The following is a 17544-nucleotide window of genomic DNA, read 5'->3' as shown; positions in this document are numbered from 1 at the left end:
GTTACCCGAACGCCGCCCGGTTAATTTCAGGCTGACTTCATCCGAGACTGTCGCTCGATGGCGCTGCGGCTGACTCGGCGAGGTCCCTTGCGTATGCGCGTGATTGGTGCGGAACGGAGACGAGATGGGCGTGGCGGTATACGTCGGGCTGACCGTGGCGGTGTTCGCCGCGCTCGGCGTGGCTCAGAAGCTGGTCGAACGGCTATGAACTACCAAAACACCGTCGGCTTGGTGCTTTCCGTCCTCATCGCGCTCTATCTCGGGGGCGCCCTGCTGTTCCCGGAGAGGTTCTGAGTGAGCACGACGACGGCCGGGATCATCTTCCTCGTTGTTCTCGTCGCGGCGGTGGCGGTTGCCCACGTGCCCTTCGGGGACTACATGTTTCGCGTGTATGCCTCGGAGAACGATTCGTCCGCCGAGCGAATGATCTATCGGCTGATCGGCGTCGATGCCCGCGCGGAACAGACGTGGGGCTCCTACGCCCGAAGCGTGCTGGCGTTCTCGTCGATCAGCATCCTGGTCCTGTTCGCGTTCCAGCTCGCCCAGGGCAAATTGCCGCTGCACCTGCATGATCCGGCCACACAGCTGACGCCCTCGCTGGCGTGGAACACCGCGGTCAGCTTTGTCACCAACACCAATTGGCAGGCCTACTCCGGCGAGTCGACACAGGGCCATCTCGTGCAGATGGCCGGCCTGGCGGTGCAGAACTTCGTGTCCGCCGCCGTCGGGATGGCGGTGGCCGTCGCGCTGGTGCGCGGGTTCGCCCGCACCCGCACCGGCGAGCTGGGCAACTTCTGGGTCGACCTGGTGCGCGGGACGCTGCGCATCCTGTTACCTGTCGCCGTCGTCAGCGCGATCCTGCTGATCGCCGGTGGGGCGATCCAGAACTTCCACCTGCACGACCAGGTGGTCACCACCGTCAGCGGCGCCCGGCAGACCATCACCGGCGGGCCGGTGGCCAGCCAGGAGGTCATCAAAGAACTCGGCACCAACGGCGGCGGCTTCTACAACGCGAATTCCGCGCACCCGTTCGAGGATCCGACCGGCTGGACCAACTGGCTGGAGATCTTCCTCATCCTGGTGATCGGGTTCTCGCTGCCGCGCACGTTCGGGCGCATGGTGGGTAACACCAAGCAGGGCTACGCGATTGCGGCCGTGATGGCGACGCTGTACACGATCAGCACCACCTTCATGCTGTGGTTCCAGACGCAGCACCACGGCACGGTGCCGACGGCGACAGGCGCTGCGATGGAGGGGGTCGAGCAGCGCTTCGGCGTCACCGACTCGGGGGTGTTCGCCGCCGCCACGACGCTCACCTCCACCGGCGCCGTCGACTCCGCCCACGACTCGCTGACCAGCCTCGGCGGCATGATCACGATGTTCAACATGCAGCTGGGTGAGGTCGCGCCCGGCGGCACCGGCTCCGGCCTGTACGGCATTCTCGTGCTGGCGGTGATCACCGTGTTCGTCGCGGGGCTGATGGTCGGGCGCACCCCGGAGTACCTCGGCAAGAAGATCAACCCGCGCGAAATCAAGCTCGCCGCAAGCTATTTCCTGGTCACTCCCTTGATCGTGCTGACCGGCACCGCGATCGCGATGGCGCTGCCCGGCGAACGCGCCGGCATGCTCAACGGCGGACCGCACGGACTCTCGGAAATCCTCTACGCGTTCACCTCGGCGGCCAACAACAACGGGTCGGCCTTCGCCGGGCTCAGCGCCAACACCGACTGGTACAACACGGCTCTCGGCCTGGCCATGGCGTTCGGCCGGTTCCTGCCCATCGTGCTCGTGCTGGCACTGGCCGGATCGCTGGCGCGGCAAGGCAGCACACCGGCCTCGGCGGGCACCCTGCCCACCCACCGGCCGCAGTTCGTGGGCATGGTCGCCGGCGTCACGTTGATCGTCGTTGCCCTCACGTTCTTGCCCATGCTCGCGCTCGGGCCCCTCGCCGAAGGAATCCACTGATGACCGCGACCGCGATCCAGCCGACCGAGCAGACGCATCCGGCGGCGTCCAGCGGCAGAAAACGGGTGCAGGGCGGCCTGCTCGACCCGAAGATGCTGTGGCGCTCTACTCCGGACGCGCTGCGAAAACTCAACCCGCGCAGCCTATGCCGCAACCCGGTGATGTTCATCGTCGAAATCGGCGCCGCCTGGAGCACCGTCCTGGCGATCGCCGCGCCGAGCTGGTTCGCTTGGCTGGCCGTGATCTGGTTGTGGTTGACCGTGCTGTTCGCCAATCTCGCCGAAGCGGTCGCCGAGGGCCGGGGCAAGGCCCAGGCCGAAACGCTGCGCCGGGCCAAAACGCACACCGTGGCCCGGCGACTCAAGGACTGGGTTCCGGGGGCCGCCGCGGTCGAGGAAGCGGTCGCCGCAGCCCAGCTGCAACGGGGCGACGTCGTGGTGGTCGAGGCGGGCCAGGTGATCCCCGGTGACGGTGATGTGGTGGAAGGCATTGCCTCAGTGGACGAATCGGCCATCACGGGCGAGTCGGCGCCGGTGATCCGCGAGTCCGGCGGCGACCGATCGGCGGTCACCGGCGGCACCACCGTGCTGAGCGACCGGATCGTCGTCAAGGTCACCCAGAAACCCGGTGAGAGCTTCATCGACCGCATGATCGCGCTCGTCGAGGGCGCCAACCGGCAGAAAACCCCGAACGAGATCGCGCTGAATATCCTGCTCGCCGCGTTGACGATCATCTTCGTCTTCGCCGTGGCGACCTTGCAGCCGTTGGCGACCTACGCCAAGGCGAACAATCCCGGCGTCCCGAATACGCAGGCGCTGGATGCAAGCGGCGTCACGGGCATCGTGATGGTGTCGTTGTTGGTGTGCCTGATCCCGACCACCATCGGCGCGCTGCTGTCGGCCATCGGCATCGCCGGCATGGACCGGCTGGTGCAGCGCAACGTGCTCGCCATGTCCGGGCGGGCGGTGGAAGCCGCCGGTGACGTCAACACCCTGCTGCTGGACAAGACGGGCACTATCACGCTGGGCAACCGGCAGGCCGCCGCCTTCATCCCCCTCGACGGCGTCTCCGCCGAACAGTTGGCCGACGCCGCGCAATTGTCCAGCCTCGCCGACGAAACACCCGAGGGCCGTTCGGTTGTCGTGTTCGCCAAGCAGCACTTCGGCCTGCGTGCCCGCACACCGGGCGAGCTGTCGCAGGCGAGCTGGGTGGCCTTCTCGGCCACCACGCGGATGTCGGGCGTCGACCTCGATGGGCACCTGCTGCGCAAGGGCGCGGCGAGCTCGGTCGCGGAATGGGTACGCGGCCAAGGAGGCAACGTCCCCGCGCAGCTCGGCGAGATCGTCGACGGCGTCTCCGCCGGCGGCGGCACTCCCCTGGTCGTCGGGGAAAGCGCCGAGGGGCAGGCGAGAGTGCTCGGTGTCATCCACCTCAAGGACGTCGTCAAGCAGGGCATGCGGGACCGTTTCGACGAGATGCGGCGGATGGGCATCCGGACGGTGATGATCACCGGCGATAACCCGTTGACCGCCAAGTCGATTGCCGACGAGGCGGGGGTCGACGACTTCCTGGCCGAGGCCACGCCGGAGGACAAGCTCGCGTTGATCAAGCGTGAGCAGGCGGGCGGCAAACTCGTCGCGATGACCGGCGACGGCACCAACGACGCGCCGGCGTTGGCGCAAGCCGACGTGGGGGTGGCGATGAACACCGGCACGTCGGCGGCCAAAGAGGCCGGCAATATGGTCGATCTCGACTCCGATCCCACCAAGCTCATCGAGATCGTGGAGATCGGCAAGCAGCTGCTGATCACCCGCGGCGCGCTGACGACCTTTTCGATCGCCAACGACATCGCGAAGTACTTCGCGATCATCCCGGCGATGTTCGTCGCGCTGTTCCCCGGCCTGGATCTGCTCAACATCATGCGGCTGCACAGCCCGCAGTCGGCGATCCTGTCCGCGGTCGTCTTCAACGCGATCATCATCGTGTTGCTGATCCCGCTTTCGCTGCGCGGCGTGCGGTATACACCGAGCAGCGCGTCAAAACTGTTGAGCCGCAACCTGTATGTCTACGGTCTTGGCGGCATCGTCGCCCCCTTCGCCGGAATCAAGGCGATCGACCTGATCGTCCAATTCATCCCAGGGATGTCCTGATATGACGAATTTCCTCCGCCTGCATTGGGCGGCGTTGCGTGCGCTGCTGGTGCTGACCGCGATCACCGGTCTGGCCTATCCCCTCTTCGTCTGGGCGGTCGCGCAGCTGCCGGGATTGCGGGAGCACGCCGAGGGCTCGATTCTCACCGCGGACGGTAAGCCGGTGGGCAGCAGGCTGATCGGCCAGCCGTTCACCGACAAGGACGGCAACCCGCTGCCGCAGTATTTCCAGAGCCGGCCCTCGGCGGCCGGCGCCGGCTACGACCCGACCTCGTCGGGCGGCAGCAACCTCGGACCGGAAAGCCTCGTCGACACGCCCGCCGACCCGGCGCAACTGGCCGCCGGCAAGTCCGCGGCGGACGCCGGCTTCAAGCCGAGCCTGCTGACGACGGTGTGTTCGCGCAGCGCCGCCGTCGGCGCGTTGGAGGGTGTCGATGGGTCGCGGCCGTTCTGCACGGGCCGCGGGGTAGGTGCGGTGTTGTCGGTGATCGGCCCGCGTGAGGCGCGCGGAAACGTCATCCACCCGACTCGGGTGGTCAGCGTCAACGAGCCGTGCGGATCGACGCCGGCGCCGTTCCTCAGCCTCTACCAGGGTGTGCGGGTCGAATGCGCCCGGTACGGTGATGACTACTCGATCGGTCAGACCGTGCCCGTCCGCGGGGCCGCGCCCGCCTCCCCGGCCGTGCCGGCCGACGCGGTCACGGCCGGCGGCAGCGGCCTCGACCCGAACATCTCGCCGGCCTACGCCGACATCCAGGTGGCGCGGGTCGCCAACGCCCGCCGTGTCGGCCCGGATCAGATCCGTGCGGTGGTGGCGCAGAACCGCAGCGGCCGCGCGCTGGGGTTCTTCGGTGAACCGTGCGTCAATGTGCTGCAACTCAACCTGCAACTCGACCACCGGTATCCGGTCACTAGTTAGTCCCAAGGGGGATGATGGTTGACGTGACTGACGTCAACCTCCGCGGCCGCCACCCCAGGCGGGGGGAGCTACGCATCTACCTCGGTGCTGCTCCGGGCGTGGGTAAGACGTATTCCATGCTGGGTGAGGCGCATCGGCGGCTGGAGCGGGGTACCGATCTGGTGGCGGGCGTGGTGGAAACCCACGGGCGTGCGAAAACCGCTGAGCTGCTTGAGGGCATCGAGATCATTCCGCCGCGCTATGTCGAATACCGTGGCGGGCGCTTCCCCGAGCTCGACGTGCCGGCCGTGCTTGCGCGCCGCCCGCAGGTCGTCCTCGTCGACGAACTCGCGCACACCAACGCGCCGGGGAGCAAAAACCCCAAGCGCTGGCAGGACGTCGAGGAATTGCTCGACGCCGGGATCACCGTGATCTCCACGGTCAACGTGCAGCACCTGGAAAGCCTCAACGACGTCGTCGCCCAGATCACCGGTATCGAGCAGAAAGAGACCGTCCCAGACCTGATCGTGCGGCAGGCCGCGCAGGTCGAACTCATCGACATCACGCCGGAGGCGTTGCGGCGCAGGTTGTCTCATGGCAACGTCTACGCGCCCGATCGCATCGATGCGGCGCTGTCCAACTACTTCCGCCGCGGAAATCTCACCGCGCTAAGGGAACTGGCGCTGCTGTGGCTCGCCGACCAGGTCGATATGGCGCTGGCCAACTACCGGGCCGAGAACAAGATCACCGACACGTGGGAAGCCCGCGAGCGGGTCGTCGTGGCGGTCACCGGTGGACCCGAATCCGAGACCTTGGTGCGACGGGCGTCCCGGATCGCGTCGAAGTCCACCGCCGAGCTCATGGTGGTCCACGTCGTCCGCGGCGACGGCCTGGCCGGCCTGTCGGAGTCGCGGATGGCCAAGATCCGGGAACTGGCGACCAGCCTGGACGCTACGCTGCACACCGTGGTCGGCGACGAGGTGCCCACGGCCCTACTCGAGTTCGCCCGCGAGATGAACGCCACGCAGCTGGTGATCGGCACCTCGCGCCGCTCCCGCTGGGCGCGCCTGTTCGAGGAGGGCATCGGCCCGAGGATCGTCGAGCTGTCCGGCAAGATCGACGTGCACCTGGTCACGCACGAGGAGGCCAAGCGCGGGTTTCGCACGGCCTCGCTCGCCCCGCGCGAGCGGCGCGTGACGTCGTGGCTGGCGGCGCTCATCGTGCCGTCGATCATCTGCGCGATCACCGTGACGACGCTGGACCCGTACCTGGACACCGGCGGCGAGAGCGCGTTGTTCTTCGTGGGGGTGCTGCTGGTCGGATTGTTCGGAGGTGTTGCGCCCGCGGCGCTTTCGGCGATGCTGTCCGGCCTGCTGCTGAACTATTTCCTGATCGCCCCGCGGCACAGCTTCACCATCGCCGAACCCAACAGCGCCGTCACCGAATTGGTGCTGCTGCTGATCGCGGTCGCGGTCGCGGTGCTGGTCGATTTCGCGGCCAAGCGCACGCGGGAAGCCCGCCGCGCGTCGCAGGAGGCCGAGCTGCTGACCCTGTTCGCGGGTTCGGTGTTGCGCGGTGCCGACCTCGAAACGCTGCTCGAACGGGTGCGAGAGACCTACGCCCAGCGCGCGGTCAGCATGCTGCGCGAGCCCGGCGCCGGGGACACCACGAGCGACGTCGTCGCCTGCGTGGGCAGGGATCCTTGTGTCACCGTCGATTCCGCGGACACCGCGATCGAGGTCGGCGACGACGAATTCTGGATGCTGCTGGCGGGCCGCAAGCTCTCGGCGCGGGACCGGCGCGTGCTCAGCGCGGTGGCCAGGCAGGCCGCGGGTTTGGTCAGGCAGCGCGAGCTCGCCGAGGAGGCCAGCCGGACCGAGGCGGTCGTGCGGGCCGACGAACTGCGGCGCTCCCTGCTGTCGGCGGTCAGCCATGACCTACGCACGCCGCTGGCGGCGGCCAAGGTCGCCGTGTCCAGCCTGCGCGCCGAGGACGTCGCCTTCTCCGCCGCCGACACCGCGGAGTTGTTGGCGACCATCGAGGAGTCCATCGACCAACTCACCGCGCTGGTCGGCAATCTGCTCGATTCCTCACGGCTGGCCGCCGGGGCGATCCACCCGGAACTGAGCCGGGTGTACCTGGAGGAAACCGTGCAACGCGCGCTGGTCAGCATCGGCAAGGGCGCCACCGGCTTTTTCCGGTCCGCCATCGACCGGGTCAAGGTGGATGTGGGCGACGCCGTGGTGATGGCCGACGCCGGGCTGCTGGAGCGGGTGCTGGCCAACCTGATCGATAACGCGCTGCGGTATGCGCCTAACTGCCTGGTCCGGGTCAACGCCGGGCAGGTGGGCGATCGGGTGCTGATCAACGTCATCGACGAGGGGCCCGGAATACCGCACGGTGCCGAGGAACAGATCTTCGAAGCGTTTCAGCGGCTCGGCGATCACGACAACACCACCGGCGTCGGGCTGGGGATGTCGGTGGCGCGGGGCTTCGTCGAAGCGATGGGCGGAAGCATAACGGCCACCGACACCCCAGGAGGCGGACTGACCGTGATCGTGGAAATGGCTGCGCCGCAAGCTATGGATGCCCCATGACCCGCGTATTGGTGATCGACGACGAGCCACAGATCCTGCGGGCGCTGCGCATCAACCTGTCGGTGCGGGGCTATGAGGTGGTCACCGCGTCGAGCGGCACGGGCGCGCTGCGCGCCGCCGCCGAGCACAAGCCCGACGTGGTGATCCTCGACCTCGGCCTGCCCGACATCTCCGGCATCGACGTGCTGGCCGGTCTGCGCGGATGGCTCACCGCACCGGTGATCGTGTTGTCCGCGCGCACCGACTCGTCGGACAAAGTCGAGGCGCTGGACGCCGGCGCCGACGACTATGTCACCAAACCCTTTGGGATGGACGAGTTCCTGGCCCGGCTGCGCGCGGCGGTGCGCCGCAACACCGCGGCCTCCGAGCTCGAGCAGCCGGTGATCGAAACCGACTCGTTCACGGTCGATTTGGCCGCCAAGAAGGTCAGCAAGAACGGCGGCGAAGTCCACCTCACCCCCACCGAGTGGGGGATGCTCGAGGTCCTCGTCCGCAACCGCGGCAAGCTGGTCGGACGCGAGGAGCTGCTCAAGGAGGTCTGGGGTCCGGCGTATGCCACCGAAACCCATTACCTGCGCGTGTATCTCGCGCAGCTGCGCCGCAAGCTCGAAGACGACCCGTCGCATCCCAAACACCTGCTGACCGAGTCGGGCATGGGCTATCGATTCGAGGCGTGAGACCTGGCGGCCGAACTACTCGGCGATCGACAGCACGATGCCGTCCAGGATGTCGTGCTCGCTCACCGTCAGCTCCTCGATGCCCGCACGGGCACGCAGCTCGCGCGCCAACTCCTCCACCACGATCGCGCCCCCGCCGATCACGTCGGCCCGCCCCTCGTGCATCGGCGGCAGCGCCGCGCGCTCGGCGCGTGTCATCCCGATCAGCCGTTCGCATACCGCCAACAGATCCGCGCCGGCGACGTGCGAAAGATGAATGGCCGCAGAGTCATACGCCGGCAAATTGTGCGCCAGCGCGGACAGCGTGGTCATCGTTCCGGCCAGGCCGACCCAGGTCCGTGCCCCCTCCACGGGCACCACGCCCAGCGCGACCTCGAGCCGCTCGCGCACCACCTGCCGAGCGGCGGCCACCTCCGCGGGCGTCGGCGGGTCCGAATGCAGGCAACGCTCGGTCAGCCGGACACAGCCGATGTCGGCCGAGTGGCTGGCCACCACCGCCCCGCCCCCAACTACGATTTCGGTGGAGCCCCCGCCCAGGTCGACGACGACGAAAGGGCCTGCCGCGCTATCTAATTCGCCGACCGCGCCGCGGAACGACAGCGCGGCCTCTTCGGCGCCGCTGATCACCTCGGCCACCGCGCCGGGCAGCACCGCGCCCAACACGTCGGCCGTCATCGCGAAGAAGTCGTCGCGGTTGGCGACATCGCGGGCCGCCGAGGTGGCCACCATCCGCACCCGCTCGGCCCCGTGCTCTGCCAGCAGCGCGGCGTAGTCCGCCAACGCGGCCCGGGTGCGCTCTATCGCCTCCGCCGCGAACTCGCCGGTCGCGTCGACACCCTGGCCGAGCCGCACGATCCGCGTCTCCCGATGCACGTCACGCAGCCGCCCGGACCCTTCAACATCGGCGATCAACAAGCGAATCGAGTTGGTACCGCAGTCGATTCCCGCGAGCCTGCCGTTCACCATTGGCCCTCCACCAAAATGCCCGCCATCGCGGGCTCGCCGGCCAGGATCGCCAGCGCCTCGTCGCCGAACGGATTCACGCCGGGCCCCTTGGCCAGCGAATGGGCGATCAGCACGTGCAGGCACTTGACCCGGTCGGGCATCCCACCGCCGGTGAACGTGGTCCCCAACGATTCGATCGCGTCGCGCTCGGCCAGGTACGACTCGTGCGCGCGCCGGTACGCGGCCGCCAGATCCGCGTCGCGTCCCAGCCGCTCGGTCATCTCGCGCATCAATCCCGTCGTCTCGAGCCGGCTCGCGGCCGCCGTCAGCGCCGGATGCGTCAGGTAGTACAGCGTCGGAAACGGCGTGCCGTCAGGCAATTTCGGCGCGGTCTTCACCACGCCGGGTTCGCCGTTGGGGCACCGGTAGGCGATGTCGAGCACCCCGCGCGGCTCACGCCCGAGCTGGCGAGCCACCGCCTCCAGGTCGGCACGGTCAACCACCGGGACCCGTGGGATTCGGTGCGGGCGGACCCGGTTCGGCCGGCGGGGGCGGGGCTTCGGGGACCGGCGGCGGGGCCGGCGGCAGGTGCGGGGCGTCGGCGATGGTGTGCCACAGCGACGTGTACCACGGGTCGTTGTTGACCGGTTTCGCCGACGGGGATCCCGGCTGGGTGGGCTCGGCCGCCGACGGCGGCAGCTGAACCTGGAACGGGATGTCTCCGGGCTTCACGAAGCCGAGCCGCTCGCGCGCCTGCGCCGCAATGTAGGCCGGGTCACCGAGTTTGGTCTTTCGCTGCTCCAAATCCGCGATCTGACGGCGCAGCGCGGCCTCGCTGGCGGCCAGCTGATTCATCTCGGTGCGCTGCGCGAAATAGGTGCGCACGGGTCCGGCGATGGTCAGCGTCAGCACGCAGATCACCGCGGCCAGCACCGCCGCGCGCCGCGCGGTGAAACCCAGCCGTTGCTCGGAGCGCTGCTCAACCGATTCGGCGGCCTGCCGGGTGATGGGTTCGACGACATGCTCTTGCTGGGTGGAGTTGCGGCCGCCGTGATTCGCCGTGGGCGACGTCCTCGCACTTGGCTTCGACGGCGGCTTGGCCGAGCGCCGACGCCGAACCGGATCGCCGGCCTTCCCCGGGCGCGATGCCGGGGAACGCCGCTTCGGATCCGGCTTGCCGGGCAACCTATTTGGCCTCCGGCGGTGTATACCGCGGGAAGGCGAGATCGCCGGCGTAACGGGCGGCGTCGCCGAGCGCCTCCTCGATCCGCAGCAGCTGGTTGTATTTGGCGACGCGCTCGCTGCGGGCGGGCGCACCGGTCTTGATCTGCCCGCAGCCGGCGGCCACCGCCAGGTCGGCGATCGTGGTGTCCTCGGTCTCGCCGCTGCGATGGCTCATCATCGTGCGGTAGCCGCTGTGGTGCGCGAGCGCGACCGCGTCCAGCGTCTCGGTCAGCGTGCCGATCTGATTCACCTTGACCAGCAACGCGTTTGCCACGCCCTTGTCGATGCCCTCTTCCAGGCGCTCGGGATTCGTGACGAAGATGTCGTCGCCGACGATCTGCACCCGATCACCGATCGCCGCGGTCAGGGTCGCCCAGCCATCCCAATCGTCTTCGGACAGTGGGTCTTCGAGGGACACCAGCGGATAAGAGCCGAGCAGCCCGGCGTAGAACTCCGCCATCTGTTCCGCGGTGCGGGTGCTGCCCTCGAATTTGTAGCCCGTCCCGTCGGTGAAGAACTCGGTGGCCGCCGCGTCGAGGGCCAGCGCTACGTCGGCGCCGAGTTTGAACCCGGCCGAGTCGATGGCCCGGCTGATCAGGTCCAGGGCCGCGGTGGTGCCCGCCACGTCGGGGGCGAAGCCGCCCTCGTCGCCCAGCCCCGTGCTCAGCCCCTCCTTCTTGAGCACCGACTTCAGCGAGTGATACACCTCGGCGCCCCAGCGCAGCGCCTCGGCGAAGCTGGGCGCACCGATCGGCGCCACCATGAACTCCTGGATGTCGACGGCGGTGTCGGCGTGCGCGCCGCCGTTGAGGATGTTCATCATCGGCACCGGCAGGATGTGCGCGTTCGGGCCGCCGAGGTAGCGGAACAGCGGCAACTCGGCGGAATCGGCCGCCGCCTTGGCCACGGCCAGCGACACACCCAGGATCGCGTTGCCGCCCAGCCTCGACTTGTCGGGCGTGCCGTCCAGATCCAGCAGCGCCTGGTCGACCAGCCGCTGATCGTCGGCGTTGAGGCCGATCACCGCCGGGCCGATCTCGTCCAGCACGGCCTGCACCGCCTTTTGCACACCCTTGCCGCCGTAACGCTCGCCGCCGTCGCGCAACTCAACGGCCTCGTGCTCGCCCGTCGACGCGCCCGACGGCACCGCCGCGCGGGCAAACGTCCCGTCGATCAGGGCAATCTCGACCTCGACTGTCGGGTTACCGCGGGAATCGAGGATCTCGCGGGCCCCGACCTGCTCGATAATCGGCACTGGGTTCTCCTTGTTCGCGTAAGCCTGGGTCAGCGATACATCCTGCTATAACGGGTGACCTTTCGCGTAAGCGGTCGCCCAATCCCGGACCGCGCGCGCGTAGACCATCGAGTTGTTGTAGGCCCGCAGCGCGGTGATCCAGCCCCGCGGTGTTGCGAGATCCTTTCCGCGCCAACACAGGTAGCCCGCGGCGGCGAGCGCGGCGTCGTCGATGTTGTCCGGGCTGACGCGGCCGTCATTGTGAGCGTCGACACCGTAGAGCCGCCACGTCTCGGGGATGAACTGCATCGGCCCCATCGCGCGCGTCACGCCGTCGCCGTCGGTGAGGTCTTCGTCGGTGTCGACGATGCGCAGCGTCCCGCCGCTGCCGTCCAGTCGGACACCGCGGATCGGGGGGCTGACGTCCCCGTTGGGGGCCAGCGTCGCACCGCGGTAAGTGCCGTGGCGGCTCTCGACCTGACCAATGCCCGCGAGCGTGGTCCAGGCGATGTGGCACTTCGGGTTCTCGACCTCGGCGACCCGGGCCGCGTACGCGTAGGCCTCGAGCGCGATCACCGGGATCTCCAACGCCGCCGACCGTTGCGCCGCCCAGTCGCGCAACTGTTCCGCGGGCCGACCGCTGGCATGCGTGTCCACCGGCGGCACCGGGTCTCCCGCCGGGGGCGGCACGCCGTCGGGAATGAACAGGCTGAGCTGCCACGTGCAGCTCGAGGCCAGAACGATCGCGGTCGCGCCGATCACGGCGGCCGCGCGCATCCAACGCCTCGGCGACACCATGCTTTCCTGAGCTCCCCTAAACTCGCCTGCACCAACTTCCGCCACACCATCGTCCCATGCGTCGGGGTACTGCTCGGTCGCGTCGGGCCTCGGCGCAGCGACGTCTCGCCGGTTGCAGCTAATCATCGATTAGCTGCCGGCCGCCTTGGCTAGCGCGGTCAGACCACGGCCGACCACGGGGATTCGCAACCTCATCCGCGATATTACCGACCGGCCGAGGGCAAATCCGGCAAACATTGCCGCGATCGCTCGCGCCCATGCCGGCGGGGGGTAATAATCCGCGGCGCGGCCGCTGCAAGGCGCCACTCAGCCGTCGCCGGCCCCGCCGTCGGCCGTGACTTCCTCGGCGGCCGGGTCGGCCGCCGATTCACCCGTCGGCCAGTGCTCACGCCACTCCTGTTCGGAGACTTCACCGAGCGGGGCCACGTCGAACTCGTCGGGGACGCCGCCCCCGCGGCGCGCCGTCGCGATCGCCCGCTCCGCGCCGCGAACCGTGTCGACGAACTCCAGAACCGCTGTGCGCAAGGCGCTTTCGGCGTCCACGTCGGCCGACACGCGGATCGAGGTGATCGCGTCGGGGATCAGGTCGGCGGGCAGACCGGCTTTGTCGGCCCGCTGGATCACCTTCTGGGCAAGCGCCAATGCGGGCTGCCCCGTGTGCACGTCGTCCATCACCGACTTGCGCGGCTTTTCGGCCGCCTTGCGCTCTTCCCACTGGGCCAGCTGCTCTTCGAGCGAAATGGATTGCCCGGCAAGCACTCCCGGGACCCGGTTGCCCAGTTTCCGCATCAGGGCGGCGGCGACGTCATCGATGGTGAAGGCGGACTGCCGCGCATCCTCGGCGATGCGGGCATGGAAGAGGACTTGCAGCAGCACGTCGCCGAGCTCATCGCGCAGTTGGTCGGCGTTGCCGCTGCCCACCGCGTCCAGCAGCTCGTAGGTTTCCTCCAACAGAAACCGGCGCAGCGAATCGTGGGTTTGCTCACTCTCCCACGGCCCGGCGGTGCGCAATTTGTCCATCATGGCGACGGCGTCGACCAGGCGTTCGCCGCGCGGCGTGTCGGGCGCGGAGATCAGCCGGGCCCCGGCCGCCAGGCGGGCGGTCACGGCCGGGTGGTCGGGGTCGGACGACAGCAGCACCGGCGCGTCCTCACCGGAGTGCACCGGCCGCGCCGCCGACAGCGACCAGGGCACCGCGACGGGCATCTCTTCGGTGTACTGCACCTCGCCGGCGAGGTGCTCGATGGCTTCGATGGGCACCAGCGACGGGCGGCGGGGGTCGAACAAGACGACGATCACCGTGGCCCCTCACTTGCCATCGCTGCAGCTGAACTCGTTATACCAATATCTGCCTGCGGTTTACCCTGCAGAGCGGTCACCAAATTCGCCACCATCTGCACCAGCTCGACATCGCGCAACCGCGGCGCGCCGACCCCGCCGTCGCGCGGGATGGGAACCTGCACCGTGGACGTCGTGGCGCGGTAGTTCGCCGCCGGATACATCCGCTTGAGCCGCACCTGGGCCGAATCCGGCAGCGTCATCGGCGAAAGCCGCACGGTGGCCGCCGACGGCGCCGACACCTCGGTGATGCCCGCGGCGCGGCACAGCAGCCGCAGCCGCGCCACCGCCACCAGCCGCAGGGCCGGCTCGGGCAGCGCCCCGTAGCGGTCGACGAGTTCCTCCACGGCCGCGTCGATCTCACCGTCGGAGGCCGCGGCGGCCAGCCGGCGGTACGCCTCCAGCCGCAGCCGGTCGCTGGCGATGTAGTCCGGCGGCAGGTGCGCGTCGACCGGCAGGTCGATCCGCACGTCCTTGGGTTCCTCGGCGGTCGTGACGGTGTGGCCGTCGGCGGCCGCGCGATACGCCTCCACGGCCTCGCCCACCAAGCGGACGTACAGGTCGAAGCCGACGCCGGCGACGTGCCCGGACTGCTCGACACCCAGCACGTTGCCGGCGCCGCGGATCTCGAGGTCCTTCATCGCGACCGCCATGCCCGCGCCGAGTTCGTTGTTCTGCGCGATGGTGGCCAGCCGGTCATAGGCGGTCTCGGTGAGCGGCGCATGCGGCGGGTACAGGAAGTAGGCGTAGCCGCGCTCCCGGCTGCGGCCGACCCGGCCGCGCAGCTGGTGCAGCTGCGACAGGCCGAAGGTGTCGGCGCGCTCGACGATCAGCGTGTTGGCGTTGGAGATGTCCAGCCCGGTCTCCACGATCGTCGTGCACACCAGGATGTCGTATTCGCGGTTCCAGAACCCCTGCACCGTGCGTTCCAGCCGTTCTTCGGGCATCTGCCCGTGCGCGACGACCACTCGCGCCTCGGGCACCAGCTCCCGGATCTTCGCCGCCGTCCGGTCGATCGAGCTGACCCGGTTGTGCACGTAGAAGACCTGCCCGTCGCGTAGCAGCTCGCGCCGCAGGGCGGCCGCGACCTGCTTGTCGTCGTGCGGGCCGACGTAGGTCAGCACCGGATAGCGCTCCTCGGGCGGGGTGAGGATCGTCGACATCTCGCGGATCCCGGCCAGGCTCATCTCCAGCGTGCGCGGGATCGGGGTGGCGCTCATGGTCAGCACGTCAACGTGGGTGCGCAGCGACTTGATGTGCTCCTTGTGCTCGACGCCGAACCGCTGCTCCTCGTCGACCACGACCAGGCCGAGGTCCTTCCAGCGCACCCCGGTCTGCAACAGCCGGTGCGTGCCGATCACCACGTCCACCGATCCGTCGGCCAGGCCCTCGATCACGGCCTTGGACTCCGCGGGGTCGGTGAACCGGGACAGGCCCTTGACGGTCACCGGGAACCCGGTCATCCGGTCGGTGAAGGTCTGCAGATGCTGGTCGGCCAGCAGCGTGGTGGGCACCAGCACGGCGACCTGCTTGCCGTCCTGGACCGCCTTGAACGCCGCCCGCACCGCGATCTCGGTCTTGCCGTAGCCCACGTCGCCGCAGATCACCCGGTCCATCGGGATCGGCTTTTCCATGTCCCCTTTGACCTCGGTGATCGCGGTCAGCTGGTCGACCGTCTCGGTGTACCCGAACGCGTCTTCCATCTCGGCCTGCCAGGGCGTGTCCGGCCCGAACGCGTGCCCGGGGCTGGCCTGCCGCTTGGCGTACAGGGACACCAGCTCGCCGGCGATCTCGCGCACCGCGCGGCGGGCCTTGGTCTTGGTGTTGGTCCAGTCGCTGCCGCCCAGCTTGCTCAGCGCGGGCGCCTGCCCGCCGACGTAGCGCGACAGCTGATCCAGCGAATCCATCGGCACATACAGCTTGTCGGATCCGCCGCCCCGCTTGCTCGAGGCGTATTCGAGCACCAGGTACTCGCGCCGGGCGCCGCCGACGGTGCGCTCGACCATCTCCACGAACCGCCCGATGCCGTGCTGATCGTGCACCACCAGATCACCGGCGGTGAGCGCCAACGGGTCAACAGTGTTGCGCCGCTTGGCCGCCAGCCGCTTGCCCTCGACGGCGGCGACGCGGCTGCCGGTCAGATCGGTCTCGGTGATCACCACCAACGTGGCGCCGGGGATGATCACGCCGTCGTGCAGCGGCCCCTTGAGCACGCCGACCACCCCGAGCTTGGGCGCGGCGCCGGATTCCAGCATGCCGGCGGGGGTGTCGCATTCGGCCAGCCGTTCCACCACGCGATGCGCGGTTCCGGCGCCGGGCGCGACGACGACGGCGTGGCCGCCGGTGGTGACGTGCGCGCGCAGCATCGCGAAGATGCCGTCGATGTCGTGCTGGTGTCCGCGCGCCGAGGGCGCGGCCCGGATGTCCAGCTCGACGGCCGACTCGTCGGACAGCTGGCTCAACGTCCACCACGGATGCCCGCCCGTGGCGGCCGCGGCCCGCACCTCGTCGAGCTCGGCGAATCCCGATCCGCCGAATTGCGCGACGTCGACGGGAGCGTCGGTGCCCATGGCCGCCGCCGACCACGAGGCTTCGAGGAATTCGCTGCCGGTCTTGATCAGGTCGGCGGCCCGGGTGCGGATCTTCTCCGGGTCGCACAGCAGGATCGGGGTGCCTTGCGCCAGTTGGTCGGTCAGCAGCACATGCTCGCCGGGCCGCAGCACCGGTAGCAGGGCCTCCATGCCGTCGACCGCGATGCCGTCGGCGAGCTTGGCCAGCATGTCGGTGACGCTGCCGGTGATCGCGGGTTCGGTCGCCGGGTGCGCCGCGGACAGCTCGGCGGCCCGTCGCCGCACCCCCTCGGTGAGCAGCAGTTCGCGGCAGGGCACCGCGATCAGGGTGTCGACCTCGAGCTCCGGGATCGAACGCTGATCGGCGACGGAGAACATCCGCATCTCGCTGACCTCGTCACCCCAGAACTCGATGCGCACCGGGTGCTCGGCCGTCGGCGGGAAGACGTCGAGGATCCCGCCGCGCACGGCGAACTCGCCGCGCCGGCCCACCATGTCGACCCGGGTGTAGGCCAGCTCGACCAGCCGGGCGATGACACCCTCGAATTCGACTTCCTGGCCCACGCTCAACGTGACCGGCTCGATCAGGCCCAGCTGCGGCGTCATCGGCTGCAGCAGCGAGCGGGCCGCCGTCACCACCACCTGCAGGGGCGGACCCAGCCGCGCGTCGTCGGGGTGGGCCAGCCGGCGCAGCACCGTCAGCCGGGCGCCGACGGTGTCGACGCCGGGCGAGAGCCGCTCGTGCGGCAGCGTCTCCCAGGACGGGAAGACCGCCACGGCATCGCCGAAGACACCGCGCAGTTCAGCGGTCAAGTCGTCGGCTTCGCGCCCGGTCGCGGTGACTACCAGCAAAGGACCCAACCGCGCCAGCGCGCTGGCCACGAACAACCGTGCGCTGGCTGGACCCACCAGGCTCAATTCAGCCGGCGACGTCGCCGCGCTGTCGATCAACTGCTGGAAGGTCGGCGCGGTGAGCGCCAATTCAACGAGCCCCGCGATCGGGGTTTCTGGGCGAGCAGCCCCCGGTGCGGTCATGATGAATTCCATTCTAGGGCTGCTTGCCCGGCTCCTTCCTCCCGCCGACGCGGCGCCCGCCGTCGCCGGGCGGGGGCCGCCGGACACGGCGAACTGCGTCAATATTGCGGTCG

14 protein-coding genes are annotated in these 17544 nt (G+C 69.2%); 7 read left to right on the top strand and 7 right to left on the bottom strand.

The window, feature by feature from the left end; genetic code table 11:
• Positions 1 to 124: 124 nt before the first annotated feature.
• From AC0KS4_RS03270 to AC0KS4_RS03240, 7 genes are read left to right on the top strand one after another with little or no spacing between them, the layout of a single operon-like run.
• Positions 125 to 208, top strand: a complete 84-nt coding sequence (locus AC0KS4_RS03270) for a potassium ABC transporter ATPase (protein WP_225329621.1) — start codon at positions 125 to 127, stop codon at positions 206 to 208.
• Entirely contained in the window at positions 205 to 294 is a 90-nt protein-coding gene (locus AC0KS4_RS03265; RefSeq protein WP_083018684.1) for a potassium-transporting ATPase subunit F, read from the top strand. Before AC0KS4_RS03270 ends, AC0KS4_RS03265 begins: the two co-directional genes overlap by 4 nt.
• Positions 295 to 1965 (top strand): potassium-transporting ATPase subunit KdpA, encoded by a 1671-nt coding sequence (gene kdpA, locus AC0KS4_RS03260; RefSeq protein WP_238958215.1) that lies wholly within the window; start codon positions 295 to 297, stop codon positions 1963 to 1965. It abuts the gene before it with no gap.
• Positions 1965 to 4115 carry a potassium-transporting ATPase subunit KdpB gene (kdpB, locus tag AC0KS4_RS03255; protein WP_238958216.1) on the top strand — a complete coding sequence of 717 codons (2151 nt, stop codon included), beginning with the start codon at positions 1965 to 1967 and terminating at the stop codon, positions 4113 to 4115. The genes kdpA and kdpB overlap by 1 nt, the downstream gene beginning before the upstream one ends.
• Before the next feature lies 1 nt (position 4116).
• Complete coding sequence (locus AC0KS4_RS03250) at positions 4117 to 5034, top strand: potassium-transporting ATPase subunit C (RefSeq protein WP_238958217.1); 918 nt, start codon at positions 4117 to 4119, stop codon at positions 5032 to 5034.
• 11 nt (positions 5035 to 5045) lie between these two features.
• Positions 5046 to 7610 carry a sensor histidine kinase gene (locus AC0KS4_RS03245; protein ID WP_238958218.1) on the top strand — a complete coding sequence of 855 codons (2565 nt, stop codon included), beginning with the start codon at positions 5046 to 5048 and terminating at the stop codon, positions 7608 to 7610.
• Positions 7607 to 8287: a response regulator gene (locus AC0KS4_RS03240; protein WP_151834809.1), complete on the top strand. Its 681-nt coding sequence runs from the start codon at positions 7607 to 7609 to the stop codon at positions 8285 to 8287. The genes AC0KS4_RS03245 and AC0KS4_RS03240 overlap by 4 nt, the downstream gene beginning before the upstream one ends.
• A 15-nt stretch (positions 8288 to 8302) precedes the next feature.
• Here the strand turns inward: AC0KS4_RS03240 and AC0KS4_RS03235 are convergent, their stop codons facing one another.
• The 7 genes from AC0KS4_RS03235 to mfd form a co-directional block, all read right to left on the bottom strand.
• On the bottom strand, positions 8303 to 9253 hold the full coding sequence (locus tag AC0KS4_RS03235) for a Ppx/GppA phosphatase family protein (protein ID WP_238958219.1): 951 nt from the start codon (positions 9251 to 9253) through the stop codon (positions 8303 to 8305).
• The gene (locus AC0KS4_RS03230; RefSeq protein WP_151834807.1) at positions 9247 to 9735 is read right to left on the bottom strand and encodes a DUF501 domain-containing protein; all 489 of its coding nucleotides are present in this window, start codon (positions 9733 to 9735) and stop codon (positions 9247 to 9249) included. The genes AC0KS4_RS03235 and AC0KS4_RS03230 overlap by 7 nt, the downstream gene beginning before the upstream one ends.
• On the bottom strand, positions 9728 to 10417 hold the full coding sequence (locus tag AC0KS4_RS03225) for an FtsB family cell division protein (protein ID WP_151834806.1): 690 nt from the start codon (positions 10415 to 10417) through the stop codon (positions 9728 to 9730). The genes AC0KS4_RS03230 and AC0KS4_RS03225 overlap by 8 nt, the downstream gene beginning before the upstream one ends.
• A 1-nt stretch (position 10418) precedes the next feature.
• The gene (gene eno, locus AC0KS4_RS03220; protein WP_151834805.1) at positions 10419 to 11711 is read right to left on the bottom strand and encodes a phosphopyruvate hydratase; all 1293 of its coding nucleotides are present in this window, start codon (positions 11709 to 11711) and stop codon (positions 10419 to 10421) included.
• Positions 11712 to 11756: 45 nt separating this feature from the next.
• The gene (locus tag AC0KS4_RS03215) at positions 11757 to 12485 is read right to left on the bottom strand and encodes a lytic transglycosylase domain-containing protein (protein WP_225329620.1); all 729 of its coding nucleotides are present in this window, start codon (positions 12483 to 12485) and stop codon (positions 11757 to 11759) included.
• A 309-nt stretch (positions 12486 to 12794) separates the two neighbouring features.
• Entirely contained in the window at positions 12795 to 13787 is a 993-nt protein-coding gene (locus AC0KS4_RS03210) for a nucleoside triphosphate pyrophosphohydrolase (RefSeq protein WP_238958220.1), read from the bottom strand.
• Positions 13784 to 17431 carry a transcription-repair coupling factor gene (mfd, locus tag AC0KS4_RS03205; protein WP_238958221.1) on the bottom strand — a complete coding sequence of 1216 codons (3648 nt, stop codon included), beginning with the start codon at positions 17429 to 17431 and terminating at the stop codon, positions 13784 to 13786. Before mfd ends, AC0KS4_RS03210 begins: the two co-directional genes overlap by 4 nt.
• Positions 17432 to 17544 lie beyond the last annotated feature (113 nt).

It is taken from the genome of Mycobacterium sp. NTMscope_MAC_12 (genome assembly GCF_976985675.1).
The sequence above is the reverse complement of the archived record's forward strand: the minus strand, read 5'-3'. Positions and strand labels throughout refer to the sequence as shown.